Raw genomic sequence first — 23,028 nt, 5'->3', positions numbered from 1 at the left:
GGCGCATTGGCGCTGGCTATTCGTTTTTTAAAACGCTAGATCGTCTCTGTAAACCTTTGAAGAGATGCATAAACGGCATAGGTTCAATGCAGGAAGTTGCTATGAAAATCGGGATCGTCATCGTTGCTGCGGGTCGTGGAGAACGTGCAGGTGCACCGGAAGAAGGCCCGAAACAATACCGACCCATCGGTGGCAGACCGGTTATCGAGCATACGCTGGAGCATTTTTTAGGCTGGGGCGGCACCGCCGAAATCGTTGTCGTCATTCACCCCGATGACCGTGCGCTGTTCGAACCCATCGCCAAACGGCTGAATGCGACCGACCGGATTATCACCGTCACCGGCGGTGCGTCGCGCCAGCAATCCGTGCTGGCCGGGCTGGAAGCGTTGGAGAGCAAGGGCATCACCCATGTGATGATTCACGACGCCGTGCGCCCTTTCATCGATACCGACCTGCTGCAACGCATTGCAGAGACGCTTTCGACTGGCGAGAAGGCCGTTCTGCCCGCTGTGCCGGTTGCCGATACGCTGAAGCGCGGCAATGACGGCTTTGTGGGTGAGACGGTATCTCGCAGCAATCTCTACGCGGCACAGACGCCGCAGTCCTTCGATTATCCCTCCATTCTCTCGGCACACAGAAAAGCAGCCTCTTCCGGCCTCAGCGATTTTACCGATGACGCTGCTATTGCCGAATGGGCTGGCTTGGCCGTCAAGCTGGTGGATGGCATCGTCGATAATGTAAAACTGACCTTGAAAAGGGATATCGCCATGGCCGATGAAAAGCTTGCTCACGATCTGCCGGATGTTCGCACCGGCAATGGCTACGATGTGCATCAGCTGATCGACGGTGATGGCGTGACGCTGTGCGGCATTTTCATTCCGCATGATCAGAAGCTAATGGGCCATTCCGATGCCGACGTGGCACTCCACGCCCTGACCGACGCACTGCTGGCGACCTGTGGTGCCGGCGATATCGGCGATCATTTTCCGCCGTCCGATCCACAGTGGAAAGGCGCCGCATCGCGCATCTTTCTGGAGCATGCCGCAAAGGTCGTGCGCGGCAATGGCGGCACGATCATGAATGCCGATGTCTCATTGATTGCCGAAGCGCCGCGCGTGGGGCCTCATCGCCAGGCCATGCGGGAAAATCTTGCAGATATTCTCGACATCTCGCTCGACCGCTGCTCCGTCAAAGCCACCACAAACGAAACCATTGGCTTCGTCGGGCGGCGCGAGGGCATTGCGGCCATTGCCACGGCAACAGTGGTTTATAAACGGCGGCCAGCATGAGCATCTTTCCTGACGACATAGCGGCTCTGGCCCAGCAGATCGTGCGCGATTTCACCGGTCGGGGACATATGCTTTCAACGGCGGAAAGCTGCACGGGCGGCTTGATCGCCGGGGCGCTGACGGACATCGCCGGCTCCTCGGCCGTCGTCGACCGTGGCTTCGTGACCTATACCAACGATGCCAAGATGGACATGTTGGGCGTGACCTCTGCCACGCTGGAGACCTTCGGTGCGGTCTCGAAAGAAACAGCGCTGCAGATGGCGCATGGGGCGCTTTATCGCTCCCGCGCAGAGTTTTCCGTCGCCGTCACCGGCATTGCCGGTCCGGGTGGTGGTTCAGCCGAAAAGCCCGTAGGCCTCGTGCATCTTGCCGCGAAGCGACGGGGTGGCGGCGTTATCCACCGTGAAATGCGTTACGGAGATATTGGCCGCGATCAGGTCCGACTGGCAACGGTCAAAACCGCGCTGGAGATGCTGCTTGAACTGGCTCAGGCTGCGTAAATCTTGTCTGCACGCGCCTCGAATGCTTCGGCAAACATGCGGAACGCGCGGTCGAACATGGAGCCCATGACGGCGCCGAGAATGCGGCTCTTGAACTCGTAGTCGATGAAGAAATAGACCGAGCATCCGCCATCTTCAGTGGTTTCGAAACGCCAGCGATTGTCGAGATATTTGAACGGGCCATCGAGATACTTCACATCGATGGCATGTTCATCCGGCTTCAACAGAACCTGCGTGGTGAAGGTTTCGCGAAACGCCTTGTAACCAACGGTCATATCAGCCACCAGCAGCGTCTTGGTGTCACGTTCCTTGCGCGAACGAATGGTCAGACCTTCGCAAAGCGGCAGAAATTCCGGATACTTCTCCACATCGGCAACGAGATTATACATCTGTTCGGGAGAATGTTTGACAGGGCGGCGTGTTTCATAGTGCGGCATGAGCCGGAGTTAATGCGCTGCGCCAATAAGATCAAGAAGCTGACGCGCCTGCGCTCTGGATTTCACCTGAAATATCGGCACCTGTGGGCCATAAAGATCGAAATTCCGCAGAAGTATCGGCGCGTGACGCTTTTCGAAATTCCAGATGTAGCTCAGGAACTCCCTGTCGGGCCATTGCTCCGCGCAACCCGGCGCCATATCCGGCCTTGTCTTGCCATAGCTTTTCGCCACCCGTTTAAAGACGCTCCAGATGCATGTGATCCGCGATATACGCACCCAAATAACGATGTCTGCTCTTGGAAGTCGCAAATCGAAGCTCGACGGATTGCTGCCATCCATGATCCAACGATCATGCTGGACAGAGGCTGCAATCATCTGACGCTGCTCGGCGCGTTCTCTCGCCACCCAGCCTGACAACCAGAAAAATTCCTTGTCCATCGAAATGTGCGTGAGGCCGAACCTTTGGGCGATTCCTCGTGACAGGGTCGTTTTCCCACCGCCCGAAGAGCCGACGACCATGATACGAGACGCGTTGGAGACCAGAGACGCCGCCTGCCGGATATCGTCAATGACATTCATCCTCTACACCCTTGCATAGCAGTTTGCAGAAATTGACTATTGCAACCAAGTGGGGCTCGGCGCTATTTAACTGCAATAGTGATTGCAGCCTTGGGATGCAACCGAACAATCGAGTGATACGATGGACGACTTTGCCAACATCATAAATCTTCTGGAATCCGCAAAACAGCTGGCTTCCATGAACAGCATGCCCATGCTGGCCTATCTCATCGATGTGGCCAAGTGCGAGGCGCGAGAGAACAAGCCGGTTCTGCGCAAGCGCAAGCGTGGCGAATCGACCGTCAAGCAGGAAGCCGAAGCCTGAGATGCAGGCTGGCGGTTCTCTGCGTGACATGAGATCATCGAAACAGTGAGTGGCCGCGTCGCGGCCATATTTCGTTTTGGGGAACGGGAGAAGGATCGCATGCAAACAGTGTCTGTCGATCTCCGCTCCTACCGCGACGAGACCCCGAACGAACGCCACGCCTTCGTGCAGATCGTTTTGCCCGTCGTAGGAACACTCGAAATCGATGTCTGCGGTCTCCAGGAAAGATTGTCGCCTGCCCGAGGCGTGCTGGTTCACAAGAACACGTCGCATACTCAGGCCAGCACCATATTGAACCGCTCGCTGGTCATTGATCTGGACGAGCAGTCGGTGGGCGCTGATGTTCTCGACAAATTCTCTACAAAGCCCTTTATCGATCTCACCTCGCGAACGATCAGGCTCTCGCGGTATATGCACAGGGTGATGCAGAGCGGCGAAGGTGGAGCCAAAGCCGCTGAAGTATGGGCACCGATGCTCGTTGAAAGCCTCGCAGGCGAAACCCCTGATGTGACATCCAGACTTTCCGCGCTCAAGGCGCTCATCGAAATCGACCCATTCATGCCGTGGAGTCTTGAGCGGATGGCCGACCACGCGGATATTAGCGTTAGCCGGTTGCACACCATTTTTCGTGAGCAGTTCGATGAAACGCCGCATCTGTGGCTCTCCGATATCCGCATGGAAAAGATTTGCGCGCTGTTGGCAGGCTCGTCTCTGCCAATAGCGGAGATTGCCGACAGGGCCGGTTTTTCCGACCAGACCGCCCTCACCCGCGCCATGAGAAAAGCCAAAGGCACGACACCCGCCGCCTATCGTCGCGCGTTTTCGGGGCGGCCGCAGTAGTTTATGTCAAGACAGCCCACCGTCGCCGTGGCAGATAGCGCCCGGAAACGAATGGATATGACATGAACAAGACTGGACTGGGCGTATTTTACGGCATGCTGGCGGGCGCACTCTGGGGCGGGATTTTTCTGGCGCCGAAGTTGATTCCTGACGGCTTCACGCCCTTGCAGCTTTCCACGGCGCGATACCTCACCTATGGCGTGTTTGCGCTGATCCTGATCGGCCCGAAAATCCGGCGTGTCGCGGCACGCTTCGGCAAAGCGGAATGGATCGCACTTGGCTGGCTCAGCCTCATCGGCAACATCGTCTATTATGTCCTGATCTCAACAGCGGTGCAGCTCAGCGGCGTCGCCTTCACCTCCATCATCATCGGCTTTCTGCCCGTGGCCGTCACCATCATCGGCAGCCGCGACCATGGCGCGGTCTCGCTGAAACGGCTGTGGCCATCACTTCTCTTCGGTGCCATCGGCATTTTCGGTGTTTCCTGGCAGTCACTGTCACAGGGGCAAGGCGGGTTCGATCTGACGCGCATCATCGGCCTTGCCTGTGCCCTCGGCGCGCTCGCTTCGTGGACTGCCTTTGCCGTCGGCAATGCCCGCTGGCTGACGCGCCTGCATGATGTCAGTGCCGATGAGTGGAACCTGATGACGGGCGTCGTAACCGGCGCGCTTGCCCTGCTCCTCGCCATCCCCGCCTTCGGCTTCAGCACAGATGTCCACAGCGGTTCCGACTGGCTGCAATTCACCTCCGTCGCCATCGGCCTCGGCATCTCCGCCTCCATCCTCGGCAACGCGCTGTGGAACCGCATGAGTCGCCTTTTGCCGCTGACCATGGTCGGGCAAATGATCCTGTTCGAGACGCTGTTTGCGTTGCTCTACGGATTTGTGTGGGAACAGCGCGGGCCGACGCTGATCGAAAGCGCGGCTATTGTGTCTGTTGTGGTGAGTGTGTTGCTGTGCATGCAGGCGCATCGGCCTGCCAAGGTACATGGTTGAATATGACGATAGGCCAGTAAGTTTCCTGCAATCACCTTCTGCCGGAAGCCCGCCGCATGCTTCGCCCTCATGCTGAGGTGCTTTGGCCACAGGCCAAAGCCTCGAAGCATCCAAGCCAAGAACTCGACCTTGCCGCCCGCAACCCTCGTCCTTCGAGGCCCCTTTGGGGCACCTCAGGATGAGGGTGGCTGCCTTGTGCCCAGGACCAATTCAATCGAAAGGCTGCGAGAATAAGCACCTTCGAGTGACTTTTGCCTCACTCAGCCGCAGCCAGCAGCTTCTTCTCACGGTTCGCACGCAGCCGCTCGAAGTCATCGCCCGCATGGTGCGAGGAGCGCGTCAGCGGACTGGAAGAGACCATGAGGAAACCCTTGGTATAGGCAATCGTCTCGTAAGACTCGAACTCCTCCGGCGTCACATAGGCTTCGACCTTATGGTGCTTCCGGGTCGGCTGGAGATACTGACCGATGGTGAGGAAGTCCACATCTGCGGTGCGCAGGTCGTCCATCAATTGCAGCACTTCGTTGCGCTCTTCACCAAGACCAACCATGATACCTGATTTGGTGAACATGGTTGGGTCCAGTTCCTTTACGCGCTGCAAAAGGCGCACGGAATGGAAATAGCGCGCGCCTGGGCGAACGGTCAGATAGTTGCCGGGCACGGTTTCCATATTGTGGTTGAACACGTCAGGCTTGGCAGCGACAACGCGTTCCAGCGCGCCGGGCTTCTTCAGGAAGTCGGGAGTCAGGATTTCGATGGTCGTGTTGGGCGATGCAGCGCGGATCGCCCAGATAACCTTTTCGAAATGCTCGGCACCACCGTCTGCGAGATCGTCACGGTCCACGGAGGTGATGACGACGTGGGAAAGACCCATCTGCTTGACGGCTTTGGCGACGTTTTCCGGCTCGAGCATATCGAGCGCGTTCGGCTTGCCGGTGGAGACGTTGCAGAAGGCGCAGGCGCGGGTGCAGATTTCGCCCATGATCATGAAGGTGGCGTGCTTCTTGTCCCAGCATTCGCCGATATTCGGACAGCCAGCCTCTTCACACACCGTTACCAGCTTGTGGGAGCGCACCAGTTCGCGCGTCTCGTGATAGCCTTTGGAGGTCGGCGCTTTCACGCGGATCCATTCGGGCTTGCGCATGACTTCGGTGTCTGGACGATGCGCCTTCTCCGGGTGGCGGATGCGCTTTTCGTCCAGTGCTGTCCTGTCGAGAATAGTGACCATGAGTAACCTGCTTCTACCGCTTTGAACGGTTTAACGCCTGACGAGCTTGGCGAGGAATAACAGAAGGCTTGCGCCCAAGAAAGATGTGACGAAATATCCGAGCCTGCTGTCCTGCACGAACACGTCGAATGTGCGCAGCACGGCAACCGCCACGACCGAGCCAACGATGCCCAGCACGATATTCATGAAGATGCCGAAGCGCATATCCATGAGCTTGCCCGCAAGCCACCCGGCCAAACCGCCGATGATGATTGCCGCTATCCAGCCTACACTTTCCATTCGTCATCCCTTCCGTCAGGCGATCAATCTTGCAATCAGCGTCACGATAATGGCGCCCACCGTCGCGTGGATGATCTGCACCACCAGTGCATTTTCAATACCAAGCGAAATGCCGAGGGCATTGAACAGATAACCGCCGACAAATGCGCCGATCACGCCGCTCAACAGGCACCCGATCAAGCCACCACCGCCAACGACGAGGCTTGCGAGAAAACCGGCAACGAGGCCGATCAGCAGAAAAACAACCCAGGCTTCCGTGGCAATCGACATGATCGCTCTCCTTTTCAGTCACTCCACTAAAGATAGGGAGTGACCAAGGTATTTATCAAGCGTTGAGCACGCGCCCATAGGCGTCCAGCACGCTTTCCTTCATCATTTCAGACAAGGTCGGATGCGGGAAGATCGTGTGCATCAGCTCTTCTTCTGTCGTCTCCAGATTCATGGCAACGACGAAGCCCTGAATGAGTTCGGTCACTTCCGCACCCACCATATGCGCGCCGATCAACTCGCCCGTCTTCTTGTCGAAAATGGTCTTGACCATACCCTGGTCTTCACCCAGCGCGATGGCCTTGCCGTTTGCCGCGAAAGAATAACGACCGACGCGGATTTCGCGGCCCTGCTCTTTCGCCTTGGCTTCGGTCAGGCCGACAGACGCGACCTGCGGGTTGCAATAGGTGCAGCCGGGAATCTTCAGTTTGTCCATCGGGTGAACATTCGGCAGACCGGCAATCTTTTCGATGCAGATCACGCCTTCATGCTCGGCCTTGTGCGCCAGCATCGGCGGGCCAGCGACATCGCCGATGGCATAGAGGCCGGGAACATTGGTCTTGCCGTAGCCATCAATGACCACGCAGCCGCGATCCGTCTTGACGCCGAGGGCTTCGAGGCCGAGATTTTCGATGTTGCCCTGCACGCCAACAGCCGAGATCAGGCGATCTGCGGTGATCTTCTGCACCTTGCCGTCCTTCGTTTCCACATGCGCCGTAATCGAGTCGGAACCCTTCTCGACCTTGGAAACCTTGGCTTCGGTGATGATTTTCAGGCCACGCTTTTCCAGCTGCTTGCGGGCGAAAGCCGAAATCTCAGCATCTTCCACCGGCATGACATTGGCCATCAGCTCCACCACGGTCACATCCACGCCCATGGAGCGATAGAAGGAGGCGAACTCGATGCCGATGGCGCCGGAACCCATGACGACGATAGACTTCGGCATGAAATCAGGCTTCATCGCTTCGAAATAGGTCCAGATCAGCTTGCCATCCGGCTCGATACCGGGGAGCGCGCGCGGACGTGCGCCCGTGGCGACGATGATGTGCTTTGCGGTGTATGTGCCCTCGCCCAGAACGCCCTTTGGCACCGGGTTCTGCGGCTGGACGATAGGCTTGGAAATCTTGCCGACGACGATCTCGTTCGGCTTGGTCAGCTTTGCCTCACCCCAGATAACGTCGATCTTGTTCTTCTTCATGAGGAAGGACACGCCGCCATTCAGGCGCGCAGACACGCCACGCGAACGGGCGACGACTTCCTTCACATCCGCTGTGATGGTGCCTTCCAGCTTCAGGCCGTAATTCTTGGCATGGTTGGAATTATCCAGCACTTCGGCGGAACGCAGCAAAGCCTTGGTGGGAATGCAGCCCCAGTTGAGGCAGATGCCGCCCAGATGCTCGCGCTCGACAATCGCCGTCTTGAGGCCCAGTTGCGCAGCACGAATGGCCGTGACGTAACCGCCCGGACCCGAACCGATGATGATGACGTCATAAGACTGAGCCATGTCTGTTTCCTGCCTTTGTCTTCCCGAGGGCGAAACCATGCCGCAGCCTCAGTCGATTTCTTTTTAGAGTCCAAGCATCATGCGAACGACGGGCTCGAGGCCGCGACCGATTGCACGGGTATTTTCAGCATCCAGATGCACACCATCGATAGGTGTCGTGACCGCCACGGAGGCGGCATCGAAAAAGCCGCAGCCCTTCTCATCCGCCAGATCGCGATAGAGCGAGCCCATCATCTCCGATTGTTCGACCGCACCGACAAACATGGCCGCAAACATCTCGTTGCCCGTTTCGCAGATATGCGGTGCAGACACGATCAGGATTTCCGGCTGCTCGTCATCGAAGGACCAAACGTGGCTGCGGACCAGATTGATGAGCCGCTCCACACCCTTCACCGCACCAACAGCGTTGCCGCTGCCGATACCGCGTTTCAGATCATTCGTGCCCAGCATGATGATGACGAGATCGAGCGGGGCGTGGCTGTGCAGCAATGTCGGCAAGATGCGCGCGCCATTGCGGTCGCAATCCGCCAGATGATCGTCATAAGCCGTGGTTCTGCCGTTCAGACCCTCGGCAATGACATTGACATCCGTTCCCAGCGCCTTTTGCAAAACGCTCGGCCAGCGGTCTTCAAAGGCATGACGCCCGAGATTTTCGGCGTCGAAACCCCAGGTCAGACTGTCGCCATAGCAAAGAACGGTTTTCGTCATGTCAGCCTCGCGAATGGAGCGAGCCGAAAACCGCCAAACGGTTTCCGGCTCAGCGTTTTTACACCAACATGCCCATCGGGTTTTCAATGTAGCGCTTGAAGGCAGATGCGAGTTCTGCACCGAGCGCGCCATCGATGACGCGGTGGTCGAAGGCGAAGGTTGCGGTCATGACCGTACCCACTTCAATCTTGCCGCCACGAACCACCGGCTTTTCGACGCCAGCGCCGATCGACACGATGGATGCCTGTGGCAGGTTGACGATCGAGGTGAAGGACGATACGCCGAACATGCCGAGGTTGGACACCGACGTGGTGCCGCCCTGGTATTCTTCCGGCTTCAGCTTCTTGTCACGCGCACGCTTGGCGAGATCCTTGACCTCGTTGGAGATCGCAGACAGCGTCTTCGTCTCTGCATTGCGCACGATTGGCGTGATCAGACCGTCCGGGATCGACACGGCAACGCCGACATCGGCATGCTTGTGCAGAACGCGGGCCGTCGATGTCCACGAAGCATTCGCCATCGGAACGTCACGCAGCGCAAGCGCCATCGCCTTGATGATGAAGTCGTTAACGGAAAGCTTGAAGGCCGGAACCTCGCCCTTCTCCGTCTTCTTCACCGGCGCGGACGCATTGATCTCGGCGCGCAGCTTCAGCATCGCATCGAGTTCGCATTCCATCGAGACCGTGTAGGACGGAACCGTCTGGGTGGACTCCGTCAGGCGCGAGGCAATCGTCTTGCGCATGCCGTCATGCGGCAGAAGCTCGTAAGAGCCTTCCGCAAACAGCTTGAGGACGTTTTCGTCTGAAGGACCCTTGGCAGGGGCTGGAGCCGCAGCGCCAGCGGACTGAGCAGCAGCCGGAGCAGCTTTGGCACCGCCAGAGCTAGCTGCCTTCTCGACGTCAGTCTTGACGATACGACCATGCGGGCCGGAGCCCGACACAGCCGAAAGATCGAGACCGGCATCCTTTGCCAGACGACGGGCCAGCGGAGACGCGAAAATGCGCTCGCCGGATTTCGACACAGGCGCTGGCGTGGAAGGTGCCGGACCCTGATCCGCAACCGGCTTTTCAGCCTTGGCAGGAGCAGCTTCCGTCTTTTCTTCCTTCGGTGCTTCAGCCTTTGCGGCTTCCTGCTTTGGCGCTTCAGCCTTAGCAGGCGCAGCGTCACCACCCTTGGCAGCGTCGGCCACATCTTCGCCTTCGGCTGCGAGGATAGCGATTACGGCATTGACCTTGACGGCTTCGGTGCCGGCTGGAACGACCAGCTTGGCAACGACGCCCTCATCCACGGCTTCCACTTCCATGGTCGCCTTGTCGGTCTCGATCTCGGCAATCACGTCGCCAGGACCAACCTTATCGCCTTCCTTGACCAGCCACTTGGTGAGATTTCCCTCTTCCATGGTTGGGGAAAGGGCAGGCATTGTAATGTTGATAGGCATCGAAACGCCCTCCCCTTATTTGTAGCAGACGGTTTTGACGGCCTGAACGACTTCGTCGACGTTCGGCAGAGCCAGCTTTTCGAGGTTCGCAGCATAGGGCATCGGAACGTCCTTGCCAGCAATCGTCAGGATCGGCGCATCGAGATAATCGAATGCGGCGCGCTGAACGCTGTTGGAAATGAAGTCACCAACCGATGACTGCGGGAAGCCTTCTTCCACCGTCACCAGACGACCCGTCTTCTTGACGGATTCGATGACCGTCGGAAGGTCCATCGGGCGGATGGTGCGCAGGTCGATCAGTTCGACGTCGATGCCGAGCTTTTCAAGTTCGGCAACAGCCTTGACCGCATAGGTCATGCCGATACCGAAGGACACGATGGTCGCATCCTTGCCCTTGCGGTGAATGCGTGCCTTGCCAATTGGCAGCACGAAATCATCCATCTTCGGAACTTCGAAGCTTTGCCCATAGAGAATTTCATTCTCAAGGAAGACAATCGGGTTCGGATCGCGGATAGCGGCCTTGAGCAGACCCTTGGCGTCAGCAGCCGTGTACGGCATGATGACCTTGAGGCCTGGAATATGGCTGTACCATGCGGCGTAGCACTGCGAGTGCTGAGCAGCCACGCGGGCAGCAGCGCCCGAAGGACCACGGAACACCATAGGCGCGCCCATCTGACCACCAGACATGTAAAGCGTCTTGGCAGCAGAGTTGACGATCTGGTCGATGGCCTGCATGGCGAAGTTGAACGTCATGAACTCGACGATCGGGCGTAGACCCGTCATCGCCGCACCGACGCCGATACCGGCAAAGCCGTGTTCGGTGATAGGCGTGTCGATAACGCGCTTGGCACCGAATTCCTGCAGCAGGCCCTGCGTGATCTTGTAGGCACCCTGATATTCGGCGACTTCTTCGCCCATGACGAAGACGTTTTCGTCGGAACGCATTTCTTCCGCCATCGCATCGCGAAGCGCTTCGCGCACGGTCTGCGTCACGAACTCGGTACCCTCAGGAATATCCGGGTCGGCAGCAACTTCTATCTTTGGTGCGGCTGGAACCTTTGCAGCTTCCTTGGCAGCAGAAGGCTCTTCGCTGGCTTCGCGGGTCTTGCCGCCAGCAGCGTCAGAACCGGAATTGGCAGCATCCGCCTTCGGCTCTTCTTTCTTCGGTGCGGATGAAGCGGACAGATCGTCAGCGCTTTCGCCGTCCTGAAGCAGCACGGCAATGGCAGTGTTGACCTTGACGCCTTCGGTGCCGGCCTCGATCAGCAGCTTGCCGATGGTGCCTTCATCCACGGCTTCGACTTCCATCGTTGCCTTATCGGTTTCGATTTCAGCAATCGCGTCGCCAGCAACAACCTTGTCGCCTTCTTTCTTCAGCCATTTGGAAAGCGTGCCTTCCTCCATGGTTGGGGAAAGGGCGGGCATGAGAATTTCTATAGGCATGGTATCTCCCTTCCCAAATCAGAGCAGAATGTCGGTGTAGAGTTCGGATACATCCGGCTCCGGGTCGTTCTGGGCAAACTCGGCGCTATCGGCCACGATGTCACGGACATCCTTGTCGATTGCCTTGAGTTCTTCCTCAGTCGACCAACCATTTTCGATCAAACGTGCCTTGACCTGCTCGATTGGGTCATGTTCCGCGCGCATCTTCTGCACTTCGTCCTTGGAGCGGTACTTTGCCGGATCAGACATGGAGTGACCGCGATAACGATAGGTCAGCATTTCCAGAATGATCGGGCCCTTGCCGGACCGGCAATGCTCAAGCGCTTCGTCCGCAGCCGCCTTGACGGCGCGCACATCCATGCCATCCACCTGAACGCCGGGAATGCCGAAACCGGAACCGCGTAGCGAGTAGTTGGACTGCGCCGTGGCACGGGCCGTCGACGTACCCATCGCATAATGGTTGTTTTCGACGATGTAGATGATCGGCAGTTTCCAGAGAGCCGCCATGTTGAAGCTCTCGTAGACCTGACCCTGGTTGGCCGCGCCATCACCGAAGTAGGCGACGGAAACGCTGTCATTGCCACGATACTTGTTGGCGAAGGCAAGACCGGTTCCGAGAGAAACCTGTGCGCCAACGATGCCGTGTCCGCCGTAGAAATGCTTTTCCTTGGAGAACATGTGCATGGAGCCGCCCTTGCCCTTGGACAAGCCGCCCTGACGTCCGGTCAACTCGGCCATGACGCCGCGCGCGCTCATGCCCGCAGCCAGCATGTGGCCGTGGTCACGGTAAGCGGTGATAACCTGATCGCCGTCCTTCTGCGACATGTTCATGCCGACAACGACAGCTTCCTGCCCGATGTAGAGGTGACAGAAACCGCCAATGAAGCCCATGCCATAAAGCTGGCCGGCCTTTTCTTCGAAGCGACGGATGAGCAGCATTTCACGATAGGCGTGCAACTCTTCGTCTTTACCAAAGTCCGGCGTATTCTTGCCGGTGAATTCCTTGGTGGCGGTCTTTGCCGTAGTCTTGCGGCCGGATACGGTCGCGGTTTTTCGCGGCGCCATTCATCCCTCCCTGAGTTGCCATTAGAATGGTTGGATTGGGGCGCACCATATGCAAGAAAAGGGAAAGCAGCAATGCCATAAACGCATGGCTCATATTCAGCCTAAGTGGCTGTGAATAAATTAAAAAAGTCGATTAACTTGAATTCGGTTAATCAGAAATATGCGTTCATGATAACGATTTCGTCCGGACGGGACATATTCAGCTGATAGCGCGATATCTCATCAATCATGTCACGCTCGAGCGATCCATCGCTCATCAACTCGACCTGCCGCTCCAGTGCTACGCGGGTCTTCGTCAGCTTCGCAAGCTCTGCTGTTCTGGCAATACGCTGGCGCTCCAGACGCTCCGTGGCCTGAAGCCCGAAATCGCCATGGATGGAATGATAACCGAAATAGGAAAGAAAGGCGACCGTGATGGCCGGAACGACCAGACGGCCAAAACGTCTTTTCTTGTGATGCTTGGTCCACATACTCTGAAACAGCCTTCAAACGCGTTACTGGAACCACCATAACCGCATTTGTTTAACCATCCGTTGACCTTAATTCCCTCACCCACCGCAGCGCACAAAAAAGGCCCGCCGAAGCGAGCCTTTTTCTTGGACTTTCAAGCGATTCTTATCCGCGAAGGATGGAACGACCTGCGTAAGCGGCTTGCGGGCCGAGCATTTCTTCGATGCGGATCAACTGGTTGTACTTGGCAAGACGGTCGGAACGCGAGAGCGAACCGGTCTTGATCTGTCCGCAGTTGGTCGCAACTGCCAGATCGGCAATGGTAGAATCTTCGGTTTCACCGGAGCGGTGAGACATGACGGCGGTATAGCGCGCCTTGTGCGCTGTCTCGACGGCGTCAAGCGTTTCCGTCAGCGAGCCGATCTGGTTGACCTTGACGAGGATGGAGTTGGCAACACCCATCTTGATACCATCGCGAAGGCGTGCGGAGTTGGTGACGAAAAGGTCGTCGCCAACCAGCTGAACCTTGGAGCCGATCTTGTCCGTCAGGTACTTCCAGCCGTCCCAATCGTCTTCTGCCATACCGTCTTCAATTGAGATGATCGGGTATTTGCCGGCCAGTTCGGCAAGGTAGTCAGCCATGGCTTCAGGCTCCAGCGTGCGGCCTTCGCCTTCCATCTCGTACTTGCCGTTCTTGAAGAACTCGGTGGATGCGCAGTCGAGAGCGAGTGCAACATCATCACCCGGCTTGTAGCCAGCTTTTTCGACAGACTTCATGATGAAATCGAGTGCTTCCGGCGCGCTCTTCAGACCCGGAGCAAAACCGCCTTCGTCGCCGACATTGGTGTTGTGACCCTGTGCTGCGAGTTCCTTCTTCAGAACATGGAAGATTTCCGCGCCGATCCGCACGGCGTCACGGATGCTTTCCGCGCCAACCGGCATGATCATGAATTCCTGGAAGTCGATCGGGTTATCGGCATGTGCGCCGCCGTTGATGATGTTCATCATCGGCACGGGCAGCAGATGCGCGTTGGGGCCGCCAACATAACGGTAAAGCGGCAGACCTGTGGTTTCGGCAGCGGCCTTGGCAACCGCCAGGGAAACGCCGAGAATGGCGTTGGCACCGAGGCGCGACTTGTTCGGCGTGCCATCGAGCGCGATCAGCGTCTGGTCGATATGGATCTGGCTTTCGGCATCGAATCCGCCCAGCGCATCGAAGATTTCCGTATTGACGGCTTCAACGGCCTTTTCCACACCCTTACCAAGGTAGCGCTTGCCACCATCACGCAGTTCTGCGGCTTCATGCGCGCCCGTCGATGCGCCCGATGGAACTGCCGCACGACCGAAAGAACCGTCTTCCAGATAGACATCGACTTCAACGGTGGGGTTTCCACGGCTGTCGAGGATTTCGCGTGCGATGATATCGGTAATGGCTGTCATGATCTCTCCCTTGGGACTGGAACAGGATTTTCAGTTGCCTGTCTTAGAGTGCATCCCGAAAACTGTGAAGCGCTTTTCGGATGAGCGGCGCGATAAACAGGGCGACGGAATAGCGACTCGATGTGAACTTCCTCCGTCGCTGTAGACGACGCGCAAGAAATTACAATGACGGCGCCCATCTCTGGACGCCGTCTTTTCATAAAAATCGATTGAGGCCAAAAGCGATCACGCAGCTTTCGCGATATTGTCGAAAGCCAGCAGCTTTTCCAGAAGCTTCGGCATATCCTTCAGGTGGACCATATTGGGTCCGTCCGAGGGAGCGTTATCAGGGTCTTCATGCGTTTCCACAAAAAGACCGGCGACGCCGACCGCAATGGCCGCACGCGCCAGCGTCTCAACGAATTCCCGCTGACCGCCGCTCGAACCACCCTGCCCGCCCGGCTGCTGCACGGAGTGAGTCGCGTCAAAGACAACCGGCGCACCGAGCGATGCCATGATGGGCAGCGAGCGCATGTCGGAAACGAGCGTGTTGTAACCGAAGGACGCGCCGCGCTCGCACAGCAGCACGTTCGGGTTGCCACTATCGTTCAGCTTGGCCAGAACATTCTTCATGTCCCAAGGCGCCAGGAACTGACCCTTCTTCACATTGACGACCCGACCGGTCTTGGCCGCCGCCACCAGAAGGTCCGTTTGCCTGCTGAGAAACGCCGGGATTTGCAGGATGTCGACAACCGGTGACACGATTGCGCACTGTTCTTCCGTGTGAATATCCGTCAACACCGGAAAGCCGAATTGCTCCTTAAGTTCAGCAAAAACCTCCAGCGCCTTATCGATGCCAATGCCGCGCTGGCCCGACAGGGACGTGCGGTTGGCCTTATCGAAGGACGACTTGTAGACAAAACCGATACCCAGCTTGCCGCACAGCTCCGCCATGGTCTCGGCAATCATGAAGGCATGGTCGCGGCTCTCCATCTGGCACGGCCCGGCAATCAGCGAGAAACGTTCGGTATTGGAGAAAGTTACCTGCCCGGCACCTTCGCCGACGACCACGTTGAGATTATTCTGGACGCTCATCATTACTCCTCGAAGGCAAACCGGGCCTACGCCCAGCCGCCAAGCGGCTGCACGCAGACATATTCTACAATCCTGGTCACGCCATTATCAGGAAGCGTAATCTATGTCACGGCTGCCGTGCCGGTTGATCGGAACAGTTTCCGCTACAAAAAGCAGCACCCTGTTTACGTTATTTTTGTGCCAGCTTCACCACATCGGGATTTGCTTTCATGAAGCGGATGGTCGGTCCGGCCTCGTTGACAGCAGAGGAAAACTCACTCGTAGATTTCACGCGTTCGATCTCCTCGGGTTTGAAGTCTTGAGCCAAGAGAAACCGATAAACATACTCCGTGTTTTCGCCCACCGCCCAAGAAGGTAGCTTTGCCTCAAATGCCTTTTCTTGACGCTGCTTTCGCTCCATGGTCACCGCAAGCCTGACAAGACTTCCAAGTGGAATCGGTATGCCATTAATACCGATGTCCGGCACGAAACTAGCCGCGTGCAAACCACCGCCAAGTTTATTGTTACGCAAAATGGAAGCGCACTTATTGTCTCTCGACGGCTGCTTTTTGGCCGCGACGCGATCCGCATTTATAAGCATAATCAGTTTGCAGTTCGCGACAGTGGATGCCAGGAGCAATCTATCATACTCCGCTTTTTTAAGAGCTTCTGGCGAATTGGGTTGGGTGGTTTGGCACCCGGCAAGTGCAACAAGGCCCACAATCAGGCTGAGCGTTCTAAATTTCACTTGATGGACTTTCTAAAACGATATCCGTACCGCTTTCACTCGTAGGAGAATGACGGACAAAAACTGATGAAAATGCTTAAAAACAGGACCAAATACCTGCTCACCCCACAAGATGCCAAGATCACCGCGCGGGCCCCTTGAAAGCATGAGCGGAATTAGCAAAATCGGGCAGAAAAACAACCCGGAGGCGCAAATCGGCGTGATTCAACGTGAAGAAGTCGTAACCAGCCATGGCCATATGATTCTCTCAACGATCTGACGGATATTTATTTTGATCTGGCTTAAGTGATTTTTTACTGGGCTATTGCAGAACACATATGGAACAGATAGTGTTCGTTCTGTATTTGTTTCGCGAATCTTCGCCTCGAATTTCCAAGGGTGTTTCTTCATGCTCACGCGCAAACAGCAGGAATTGCTTCTGTTCATTCATGAAAGAATGAAAGAGTCTGGCGTGCCGCCATCCTTCGATGAAATGAAGGATGCACTCGATCTTGCCTCTAAATCGGGCATTCACCGGTTGATTACGGCGCTGGAAGAGCGCGGGTTTATTCGCCGGCTACCGAATAGGGCGCGCGCACTCGAAGTCATCAAGCTTCCCGAGTCCTATTCTCCAGCCAACAAGCCGCAACGCGGCTTTTCGCCCAGCGTCATCGAAGGCAGCCTTGGCAAGCCAAAGGCTGTGGAGCCATCGCCCGCACCTGCCCCGTTGAACAGTCGCGACGTCAACTCGGTCAGCGTTCCCGTCATGGGGCGAATCGCAGCAGGTGTCCCGATTTCGGCGATCCAGAACAACACCCATGATGTGGTCGTGCCGATGGATATGATCGGCTCTGGCGAACATTACGCGCTCGAGGTCAAAGGCGATTCGATGATCGAAGCCGGTATTTTCGATGGAGATACGGTCATTATTCGTGACGGAAGCACCGCAAATCCGGGCGATATCGTCGTTGCATTGGTGGATGACGAAGAAGCGACACTGAAGCGCTTCCGCCGCAAGGGTGCCTCCATTGCGCTCGAAGCCGCCAACCCCGCTTACGAGACCCGCATCTTCGGACCGGACCGGGTGAAAATCCAGGGTAAGCTTGTCGGCCTGATCCGCCGCTATCACTGACTACTGCTGCCTATAATTTAGCGGGCGGATTTTTAGGTCTGCCCGCGGGCAATATTTCTGGTTTTGATTCGCCTGTTGGCGAGGTACCAGAGCCAAAGTTGGACGTTGGTTCGATTAACAAACAAGTGCACTTACATGCATTTCAGAGGGAAATTTGCGCTCACGGTAAGTGCAGATATCCAAAAATAGTTAGTCGGCTCACTATCTTCGAATCACTCGCGTCGGTGAGCGTCTATGAATGATTTTAGCGTGACGTTTTGTGTGTAGCGCTGCCTAGTTTGAGTTGCGGAATGGGAGCTTCAGACCGAAATCTCTCTGTTCACAATGTCACCACCTGGGCACAAAAGATCAAATTATTTGAAGACCACCATCGCGCAAACCGTCTGTATCGGAGAAATTTCCCGCGCTAACACGGTGCTGCAACCGAGGGATATGAAATGTACGATCTTTATATAGCCAACAAGAACTATTCCTCCTGGTCCCTGCGGCCATGGGTGTTGATGCGGACACTCGATATTGCATTCAGCGAAAAGCTTACCCCATTCGGCAATTCCGCCGAGGATTTCGCGACATTTTCTCCCACCGCCAAGGTGCCCTGCCTTGTCGAGAGCGACCTGACCGTATGGGATTCGCTGTCGATCATCGAATATCTGGCGGAACGGCATAGTGGAGTTTGGGCTGGTGATACGAAGGCACGTGCATGGTCGCGTTCTGCCGCGGCGGAAATGCACTCAGGCTTCCAGACATTGCGCAACGAACATCCGATGAATGTCGGTCTTCGGATCCAGCCAACTGAAGTTGGCGAGGCGCTGAAGAAAGACATTTCCCGCATCGACGCACTTTGGCAGGAAGGTCTAGCCTCCTTTGGCGGTCCGTTCCTGGCGGGAGACGCATTTACAGCAGTAGACGCGTTTTTCTGCCCCGTCGCCTTCCGCTTCCAGACCTATGGAACGGCTATGTCGCCCGAGGCCGAGGCTTACAAGAACCGTCTCCTCACCCTCCCCGCAATGCAGGAATGGCAGGATGCGGCCTTGCTGGAACCGTGGCGCGATGCAGAACACGAGGCGGAAGCCAAAGCCATCGGAGAATGGCTGGCGGATTTGCGCTTGAAGTCGTGAGATATGGAACGGCGTCTGTTTCGAACGAAAATACCGACTTGGCTGTGTAAAACGGTCTGTGTGAAAACGAGTCAGAAGGTATCGCAAAGCGCGCAAGCGGCACCTTTGAATGAAGCATATCACGGGGCGTTCGATAGCATTCTTTCGATATGCTCCGGCACTGACGCGTCGAACTCTCCTTTGCGCCACTCATAGCTACGGTGCCTTGTCCAGAAGCGGTCCATATCCTGCATCGCCGCTTCGGCGCGCAGCACAGGCTTACCCTTTTCACCAAGCCATATTTCCATAGAGCCCGTGCGCCGCAAGGTTTCGCTGCTGATGAGGATTGCGCCGGATCGACACGTGGAAAAAAAAGGCACCTTGCGCGTCGTCACCACCACATCGGCGAGATCGCAACCCGCTCCCGTGAGCGCGGTATCCAGAATGACCGCGACCGCCACGCCGGACTTTGACGTCGCAACGCACCATTGGTCTTTGCGGCAGGTGAAGCGATCCGTGCCTGACAAGGCCTCTTTCATTTCTCTGGCGGCCCGCACCTTATCCTCGTCGCTCAAACGGGGCTTACGACCGGCAGCATCGCCAGCCTCTTGTGCGGCATCACCGGTGGGTGACTTCACCACATCCAGCATTCTCGGCCCAACATGTTGCTCTGGCAACGGCACCGCCCTCGCCCACTGATCATAGATGAAACCGGAGGCACGGGGCTTCGTCGTTGCAACTGCATCTGCCGACAGCAAAGCGACCAAAGAGCCATCTTCGTAAATCAGCAGATCTGGTTTGCTGCGCCATTGCTCCGTCACCAGCATAATGAAGCCAGCGGCAATCAGCGGCAGCCCGATCAGAGCAAGCCGCGTGCGCAGCAGCGCGATGATCAGAAATCCCGCCGTGGAGACACCCAGAAACCAGCCGTTCTGCCGCCCGATCGTCGCGTCTCCGCCCCAGCTCGAGACCGTCTTGGCGATCTCGATCACCGCCGCCATGCCGTAACCCATGACCTTCAGAAAAGGCGCATCGAGCCCAAAAGGCATCAGCAGCATTCCCACCAGTGCAAAAGGCATGACGATCAACGACATGACCGGCATGGCCGCCAGATTTGCCGCCAGCCCATAGGTCGTGATGCGGTGAAAATGTTCGATGGAATAGATCGCGGTGGAGATGCCACCGATCAGTGACGTGATGACGACGCCACCAATGACCGTTGCCACGTTTTGCGATAATGACAGCCACCACGGCGGACGGCTGATCACGAGCCCTCCCCGCTCGCCACGCCACCGGCTCCAGAAGCCATAGCCGGACACCAGCGCCAGGGTCGCGGCAAAGGACATCTGGAAGCTCGGCCCCATCACCTCATGAGGTGACAGAACGATGATGACGATGGCGGAAAGCGCGACGTTTCGCAGGCTGATCGAAGGCCTGTCCACCAGCACGGCAATCAGCATGATGGACATCATCAACCACGCGCGCTCCGCCGAAACTGCAAAACCCGAAATCAGGTAATAGGCAAGCGTCATGAGCAGTGCCGCAAAAGCTGATATTTTCTTGACCGGCCAACGCTGCGAGAATCCGGCAAACAGGCTGAAGATGGTGCGCATGCCGACGAAGAAAATACCGGCGGCAAGCGCCATGTTCAGGCCGGAGATGGCCACGATATGCGCAAGGCCGGAAACGCGCAGTGCCTCCATCGTCTCGCCTGAAATCGCACGTCTCTCATCGGTGACAATAGATGCCGCAAAGGCTCCCGCATCCCCGCCGATCAGGTTGCGAATGCGCTGTGCGATCTGGCTTCGGAGCTTGTAAAGCCAACTGTCAGCGCTTTGGAGCCAGGTCTTGGTGCCCTGCTCACCCGGCATTCCTGCCACCGTCTTGGGCGGGCCATAGAAATAGCCCGTCGCGCCGATGCCATCGAAAAACGACGCAAAAGCGAAATCATTCAACCCCGGCAACGCCGGACCCGATGGCGGTGAAAGCCGCGCTTTGCCGCTGATCGTCTGGCCGATGCCGATTGCCTCATGCCGGCTGCGCGACACCAATGATATCCGTTCCGGCGGACGCGACAGTTTGGGTGCGGAGGTGGATTGCAGCGCAACCACATAGCGCCAGTTACCCCGCGCATCCAGTTCCCGCCGCTCCACCGTTCCGGTAATTGTCGTCGTCGCAGGTGTATCGAGAATGGTGGTCGCCGCCCGCCGCGTTTCCCAGTCCGCCAGCAACATACCGACCAGCACGAAAGCACTGGCTTTCAAAACGGCAGACGTCGCGCCGGGCCGGTAAAGAAGTGCACCCGCCATGGCCGCCACGCTGATTGCCAAACCCAGCAGAAGCCAGTGCTGCGGCGTAGCAGGCAAGCTGAACCAAAGTGCTACGCCTGCGGCGATGAACACAGGAATAAAGAGAAAGTCCTGCCGGTGCGCAGCCTCTGTTTCAATGCACTGCACAAACCAGCGCCTAAGCCTGAGAATGATGCCCGGCGGCGTGGAGGCAAGTCCATCCTGCGCAGCCAGCGCACTCCGGGAAACATGCAACGGCAACAGCAAGTCATCGAGTTCCGTTTGCGCAACGAAGCCCGTTTCCGCCAGGCGGAAATGCTGCTGTTCTTCCCTAGTGTTCACGCCCCGGCGCCCCTTGCCGCAAGCTTTTAGTTTGCAACCCTGAAAGGCAGATTGCAACCACTTGCGCGATTAAGGAAGCATTGACCTAGAATGAAACACTGTTCCCATGAAATGCCCCATTTCGGGATATTGGCGTGTCGCAATGCACAATTTGCCCTTTGGATAGCTTGGCATTGGCGCGGAGATCATATAGCTAAATCGCTGACGCTTAACTGGCTGATGCGTCACCCCGCATCGCCTGCATATTTCGGAGGTATGGTATGACGGAAAATAGCGCGACAGTGACTCTCGGCGATAGTAAAGTCGATCTTCCTGTACGAGAAGGCACGATCGGACCCAAGGTCGTTGATATCGGAACGCTTTACAAGCACACCGGCACCTTTACCTACGACCCAGGCTTTACATCAACAGCATCGTGCGAATCCAAGATCACCTATATCGATGGTGACGAAGGCGTTCTGCTGCACCGCGGCTACCCTATCGAGCAGCTGGCCGAACAGGGCGACTTCCTCGAAACCTGCTATCTGCTGCTTTACGGCGAACTGCCGACGACTGCACAGAAGAAGGACTTCGATACCCGCGTAACGCGCCACACCATGGTGCATGAGCAGATGAGCCGTTTCTTCACCGGCTATCGCCGCGACGCCCACCCCATGGCCGTCATGTGCGGCACGGTCGGCGCGCTGTCTGCCTTCTATCACGACTCCACCGACATCACCGATCCGCACCAGCGCATGGTCGCTTCGCTGCGCATGATCGCGAAGATGCCGACGATTGCGGCAATGGCCTATAAGTACCACATCGGCCAGCCCTTCGTTTACCCGAAGAACGATCTGGATTACGCATCCAACTTCCTTAACATGTGCTTTGCCGTGCCGTGTGAAGATTACAAGGTCGATCCAGTTCTGGCCCGCGCCATGGACCGCATCTTCATTCTCCATGCCGACCATGAACAGAACGCATCGACATCGACGGTTCGTCTCGCTGGTTCGTCCGGTGCAAACCCGTTCGCCTGCATCGCAGCCGGCATCGCCTGCCTCTGGGGCCCTGCCCATGGCGGCGCGAACGAAGCTGCGCTCAACATGCTCAACGAAATCGGCTCGGTTGACCGTATTCCGGAATATATCGCCCGCGCCAAGGACAAGAACGATCCGTTCCGCCTGATGGGCTTTGGCCACCGCGTTTACAAGAACTACGATCCGCGCGCCAAAATCATGCAGAAGACGATGTACGAAGTGCTGGAAGCCACCGGCAACTCCGACGATCCGATCATGCAGGTGGCTCTCGAGCTGGAAAAGATCGCCCTTTCCGACCCATACTTCGTCGAAAAGAAGCTCTATCCGAATGTCGATTTCTACTCCGGCATCACGCTCAAGGCTCTCGGCTTCCCCACGACCATGTTCACCGTCCTCTTCGCTCTCGCCCGCACCGTCGGCTGGATCGCACAGTGGAACGAAATGATCGAAGACCCACAACAGCGCATCGGCCGCCCACGCCAGCTCTACACCGGCGAAGCAAAGCGCGACTACGTGCCGGTTTCCAAGCGTTAAGCTGAGACTGTTTAACCAAAATAGGTCATCAAATGAAGCTGCCGCAAAACTCGATTTTGCGGCAGTTTTTTAT

Annotated in this window: 23 protein-coding genes; 8 read left to right on the top strand and 15 right to left on the bottom strand. The window is 57.0% G+C overall.

Annotated features, from left to right (window positions below):
* Positions 1-101: 101 nt before the first annotated feature.
* Both ABUK73_RS01085 and ABUK73_RS01080 read left to right on the top strand, forming a co-directional pair.
* Positions 102-1,289 (top strand): bifunctional 2-C-methyl-D-erythritol 4-phosphate cytidylyltransferase/2-C-methyl-D-erythritol 2,4-cyclodiphosphate synthase, encoded by a 1,188-nt coding sequence (locus ABUK73_RS01085; RefSeq protein ID WP_353575682.1) that lies wholly within the window; start codon positions 102-104, stop codon positions 1,287-1,289.
* Positions 1,286-1,789 (top strand): CinA family protein, encoded by a 504-nt coding sequence (locus ABUK73_RS01080; RefSeq protein WP_353575681.1) that lies wholly within the window; start codon positions 1,286-1,288, stop codon positions 1,787-1,789. Before ABUK73_RS01085 ends, ABUK73_RS01080 begins: the two co-directional genes overlap by 4 nt.
* Here the strand turns inward: ABUK73_RS01080 and ABUK73_RS01075 are convergent.
* Complete coding sequence (locus tag ABUK73_RS01075) at positions 1,777-2,226, bottom strand: type II toxin-antitoxin system RatA family toxin (RefSeq protein ID WP_353575680.1); 450 nt, start codon at positions 2,224-2,226, stop codon at positions 1,777-1,779. The genes ABUK73_RS01080 and ABUK73_RS01075 overlap by 13 nt on opposite strands.
* 9 nt (positions 2,227-2,235) lie before the next feature.
* The gene (locus ABUK73_RS01070; protein WP_353575679.1) at positions 2,236-2,805 is read right to left on the bottom strand and encodes a P-loop NTPase family protein; all 570 of its coding nucleotides are present in this window, start codon (positions 2,803-2,805) and stop codon (positions 2,236-2,238) included.
* A 121-nt stretch (positions 2,806-2,926) separates the two neighbouring features.
* Between ABUK73_RS01070 and ABUK73_RS01065 the strand changes: the two genes are divergently transcribed.
* The 3 genes from ABUK73_RS01065 to ABUK73_RS01055 all read left to right on the top strand — a co-directional run bounded on the left by ABUK73_RS01065 (position 2,927) and on the right by ABUK73_RS01055 (position 4,944).
* Positions 2,927-3,109, top strand: coding sequence for a hypothetical protein (locus ABUK73_RS01065; protein WP_045230436.1), 183 nt, complete (start codon positions 2,927-2,929; stop codon positions 3,107-3,109).
* A gap of 99 nt (positions 3,110-3,208) precedes the next feature.
* Positions 3,209-3,949, top strand: a complete 741-nt coding sequence (locus tag ABUK73_RS01060; RefSeq protein ID WP_353575678.1) for an AraC family transcriptional regulator — start codon at positions 3,209-3,211, stop codon at positions 3,947-3,949.
* Positions 3,950-4,011: 62 nt separating this feature from the next.
* A complete protein-coding gene (locus ABUK73_RS01055; RefSeq protein WP_353575677.1) occupies positions 4,012-4,944 on the top strand; it encodes a DMT family transporter in 933 nt (310 codons plus the stop codon).
* 256 nt (positions 4,945-5,200) lie between these two features.
* Here ABUK73_RS01055 and lipA read toward each other — a convergent pair whose 3' ends face one another.
* The 12 genes from lipA to ABUK73_RS00995 form a co-directional block, all read right to left on the bottom strand.
* Positions 5,201-6,172: a lipoyl synthase gene (lipA, locus tag ABUK73_RS01050; protein ID WP_353575676.1), complete on the bottom strand. Its 972-nt coding sequence runs from the start codon at positions 6,170-6,172 to the stop codon at positions 5,201-5,203.
* 30 nt (positions 6,173-6,202) lie between these two features.
* A complete protein-coding gene (locus ABUK73_RS01045) occupies positions 6,203-6,451 on the bottom strand; it encodes a GlsB/YeaQ/YmgE family stress response membrane protein (RefSeq protein ID WP_042619429.1) in 249 nt (82 codons plus the stop codon).
* A gap of 15 nt (positions 6,452-6,466) precedes the next feature.
* A complete protein-coding gene (locus tag ABUK73_RS01040; RefSeq protein WP_062449859.1) occupies positions 6,467-6,721 on the bottom strand; it encodes a GlsB/YeaQ/YmgE family stress response membrane protein in 255 nt (84 codons plus the stop codon).
* A 55-nt stretch (positions 6,722-6,776) separates the two neighbouring features.
* Positions 6,777-8,222, bottom strand: coding sequence for a dihydrolipoyl dehydrogenase (lpdA, locus tag ABUK73_RS01035; protein WP_353575675.1), 1,446 nt, complete (start codon positions 8,220-8,222; stop codon positions 6,777-6,779).
* Positions 8,223-8,285: 63 nt separating this feature from the next.
* Positions 8,286-8,930, bottom strand: a complete 645-nt coding sequence (locus ABUK73_RS01030) for an SGNH/GDSL hydrolase family protein (protein ID WP_353575674.1) — start codon at positions 8,928-8,930, stop codon at positions 8,286-8,288.
* 58 nt (positions 8,931-8,988) lie between these two features.
* Positions 8,989-10,368, bottom strand: a complete 1,380-nt coding sequence (locus ABUK73_RS01025) for a pyruvate dehydrogenase complex dihydrolipoamide acetyltransferase (protein ID WP_353575673.1) — start codon at positions 10,366-10,368, stop codon at positions 8,989-8,991.
* A 15-nt stretch (positions 10,369-10,383) separates the two neighbouring features.
* On the bottom strand, positions 10,384-11,811 hold the full coding sequence (locus tag ABUK73_RS01020) for a pyruvate dehydrogenase complex E1 component subunit beta (RefSeq protein ID WP_353575672.1): 1,428 nt from the start codon (positions 11,809-11,811) through the stop codon (positions 10,384-10,386).
* Positions 11,812-11,829: 18 nt separating this feature from the next.
* Positions 11,830-12,876, bottom strand: coding sequence for a pyruvate dehydrogenase (acetyl-transferring) E1 component subunit alpha (gene pdhA, locus ABUK73_RS01015; RefSeq protein ID WP_353575671.1), 1,047 nt, complete (start codon positions 12,874-12,876; stop codon positions 11,830-11,832).
* A 152-nt stretch (positions 12,877-13,028) separates the two neighbouring features.
* Positions 13,029-13,346: an FtsB family cell division protein gene (locus ABUK73_RS01010; RefSeq protein ID WP_062449849.1), complete on the bottom strand. Its 318-nt coding sequence runs from the start codon at positions 13,344-13,346 to the stop codon at positions 13,029-13,031.
* Between the two features lie 145 nt (positions 13,347-13,491).
* Positions 13,492-14,766 (bottom strand): phosphopyruvate hydratase, encoded by a 1,275-nt coding sequence (gene eno / locus ABUK73_RS01005; protein WP_353575670.1) that lies wholly within the window; start codon positions 14,764-14,766, stop codon positions 13,492-13,494.
* Positions 14,767-14,991: 225 nt separating this feature from the next.
* On the bottom strand, positions 14,992-15,840 hold the full coding sequence (gene kdsA / locus ABUK73_RS01000; RefSeq protein WP_353575669.1) for a 3-deoxy-8-phosphooctulonate synthase: 849 nt from the start codon (positions 15,838-15,840) through the stop codon (positions 14,992-14,994).
* A gap of 169 nt (positions 15,841-16,009) precedes the next feature.
* The gene (locus ABUK73_RS00995; RefSeq protein WP_353575668.1) at positions 16,010-16,567 is read right to left on the bottom strand and encodes a hypothetical protein; all 558 of its coding nucleotides are present in this window, start codon (positions 16,565-16,567) and stop codon (positions 16,010-16,012) included.
* Positions 16,568-16,955: 388 nt separating this feature from the next.
* Here ABUK73_RS00995 and lexA point away from each other — a divergent pair, with 388 nt between their 5' ends.
* Both lexA and ABUK73_RS00985 read left to right on the top strand, forming a co-directional pair.
* The gene (lexA, locus tag ABUK73_RS00990) at positions 16,956-17,678 is read left to right on the top strand and encodes a transcriptional repressor LexA (RefSeq protein WP_353575667.1); all 723 of its coding nucleotides are present in this window, start codon (positions 16,956-16,958) and stop codon (positions 17,676-17,678) included.
* 437 nt (positions 17,679-18,115) lie between these two features.
* Complete coding sequence (locus ABUK73_RS00985; protein WP_353575666.1) at positions 18,116-18,796, top strand: glutathione S-transferase family protein; 681 nt, start codon at positions 18,116-18,118, stop codon at positions 18,794-18,796.
* A 119-nt stretch (positions 18,797-18,915) separates the two neighbouring features.
* Here the strand turns inward: ABUK73_RS00985 and ABUK73_RS00980 are convergent, their stop codons facing one another.
* Positions 18,916-21,405 (bottom strand): ComEC/Rec2 family competence protein, encoded by a 2,490-nt coding sequence (locus ABUK73_RS00980; protein ID WP_353575665.1) that lies wholly within the window; start codon positions 21,403-21,405, stop codon positions 18,916-18,918.
* 260 nt (positions 21,406-21,665) lie between these two features.
* Between ABUK73_RS00980 and gltA the strand changes: the two genes are divergently transcribed.
* Complete coding sequence (gene gltA / locus ABUK73_RS00975; protein WP_113088059.1) at positions 21,666-22,955, top strand: citrate synthase; 1,290 nt, start codon at positions 21,666-21,668, stop codon at positions 22,953-22,955.
* Positions 22,956-23,028 lie beyond the last annotated feature (73 nt).

The sequence above is a fragment of the Agrobacterium vacciniicorymbosi genome (assembly GCF_040427045.1).
In the GTDB taxonomy this organism is placed as follows: Bacteria; Pseudomonadota; Alphaproteobacteria; order Rhizobiales; family Rhizobiaceae; genus Agrobacterium.
Note: the sequence above shows the minus strand (reverse complement) of the source record. Positions and strands in the feature narration are given on the sequence as shown.

Bases quoted from the DNA above. Each gene is read 5' to 3' on its own strand.
- lpdA (WP_353575675.1), bottom strand. From the start codon at position 8,222: ATGGCTCAGTCTTATGACGTCATCATCATCGGTTCGGGTCCGGGCGGT.
- ABUK73_RS01020 (WP_353575672.1), bottom strand. From the start codon at position 11,811: ATGCCTATAGAAATTCTCATGCCCGCCCTTTCCCCAACCATGGAGGAA.
- pdhA (WP_353575671.1), bottom strand. From the start codon at position 12,876: ATGGCGCCGCGAAAAACCGCGACCGTATCCGGCCGCAAGACTACGGCA.
- ABUK73_RS01080 (WP_353575681.1), top strand. From the start codon at position 1,286: ATGAGCATCTTTCCTGACGACATAGCGGCTCTGGCCCAGCAGATCGTG.
- ABUK73_RS01075 (WP_353575680.1), bottom strand. From the start codon at position 2,226: ATGCCGCACTATGAAACACGCCGCCCTGTCAAACATTCTCCCGAACAG.
- ABUK73_RS01045 (WP_042619429.1), bottom strand. From the start codon at position 6,451: ATGGAAAGTGTAGGCTGGATAGCGGCAATCATCATCGGCGGTTTGGCC.
- ABUK73_RS01025 (WP_353575673.1), bottom strand. From the start codon at position 10,368: ATGCCTATCAACATTACAATGCCTGCCCTTTCCCCAACCATGGAAGAG.
- lipA (WP_353575676.1), bottom strand. From the start codon at position 6,172: ATGGTCACTATTCTCGACAGGACAGCACTGGACGAAAAGCGCATCCGC.
- ABUK73_RS01085 (WP_353575682.1), top strand. From the start codon at position 102: ATGAAAATCGGGATCGTCATCGTTGCTGCGGGTCGTGGAGAACGTGCA.
- ABUK73_RS01070 (WP_353575679.1), bottom strand. From the start codon at position 2,805: ATGAATGTCATTGACGATATCCGGCAGGCGGCGTCTCTGGTCTCCAAC.
- ABUK73_RS01040 (WP_062449859.1), bottom strand. From the start codon at position 6,721: ATGTCGATTGCCACGGAAGCCTGGGTTGTTTTTCTGCTGATCGGCCTC.
- ABUK73_RS01010 (WP_062449849.1), bottom strand. From the start codon at position 13,346: ATGTGGACCAAGCATCACAAGAAAAGACGTTTTGGCCGTCTGGTCGTT.
- ABUK73_RS01065 (WP_045230436.1), top strand. From the start codon at position 2,927: ATGGACGACTTTGCCAACATCATAAATCTTCTGGAATCCGCAAAACAG.
- kdsA (WP_353575669.1), bottom strand. From the start codon at position 15,840: ATGAGCGTCCAGAATAATCTCAACGTGGTCGTCGGCGAAGGTGCCGGG.
- gltA (WP_113088059.1), top strand. From the start codon at position 21,666: ATGACGGAAAATAGCGCGACAGTGACTCTCGGCGATAGTAAAGTCGAT.
- eno (WP_353575670.1), bottom strand. From the start codon at position 14,766: ATGACAGCCATTACCGATATCATCGCACGCGAAATCCTCGACAGCCGT.
- ABUK73_RS01055 (WP_353575677.1), top strand. From the start codon at position 4,012: ATGAACAAGACTGGACTGGGCGTATTTTACGGCATGCTGGCGGGCGCA.
- ABUK73_RS01060 (WP_353575678.1), top strand. From the start codon at position 3,209: ATGCAAACAGTGTCTGTCGATCTCCGCTCCTACCGCGACGAGACCCCG.
- ABUK73_RS01030 (WP_353575674.1), bottom strand. From the start codon at position 8,930: ATGACGAAAACCGTTCTTTGCTATGGCGACAGTCTGACCTGGGGTTTC.
- lexA (WP_353575667.1), top strand. From the start codon at position 16,956: ATGCTCACGCGCAAACAGCAGGAATTGCTTCTGTTCATTCATGAAAGA.
- ABUK73_RS00985 (WP_353575666.1), top strand. From the start codon at position 18,116: ATGTACGATCTTTATATAGCCAACAAGAACTATTCCTCCTGGTCCCTG.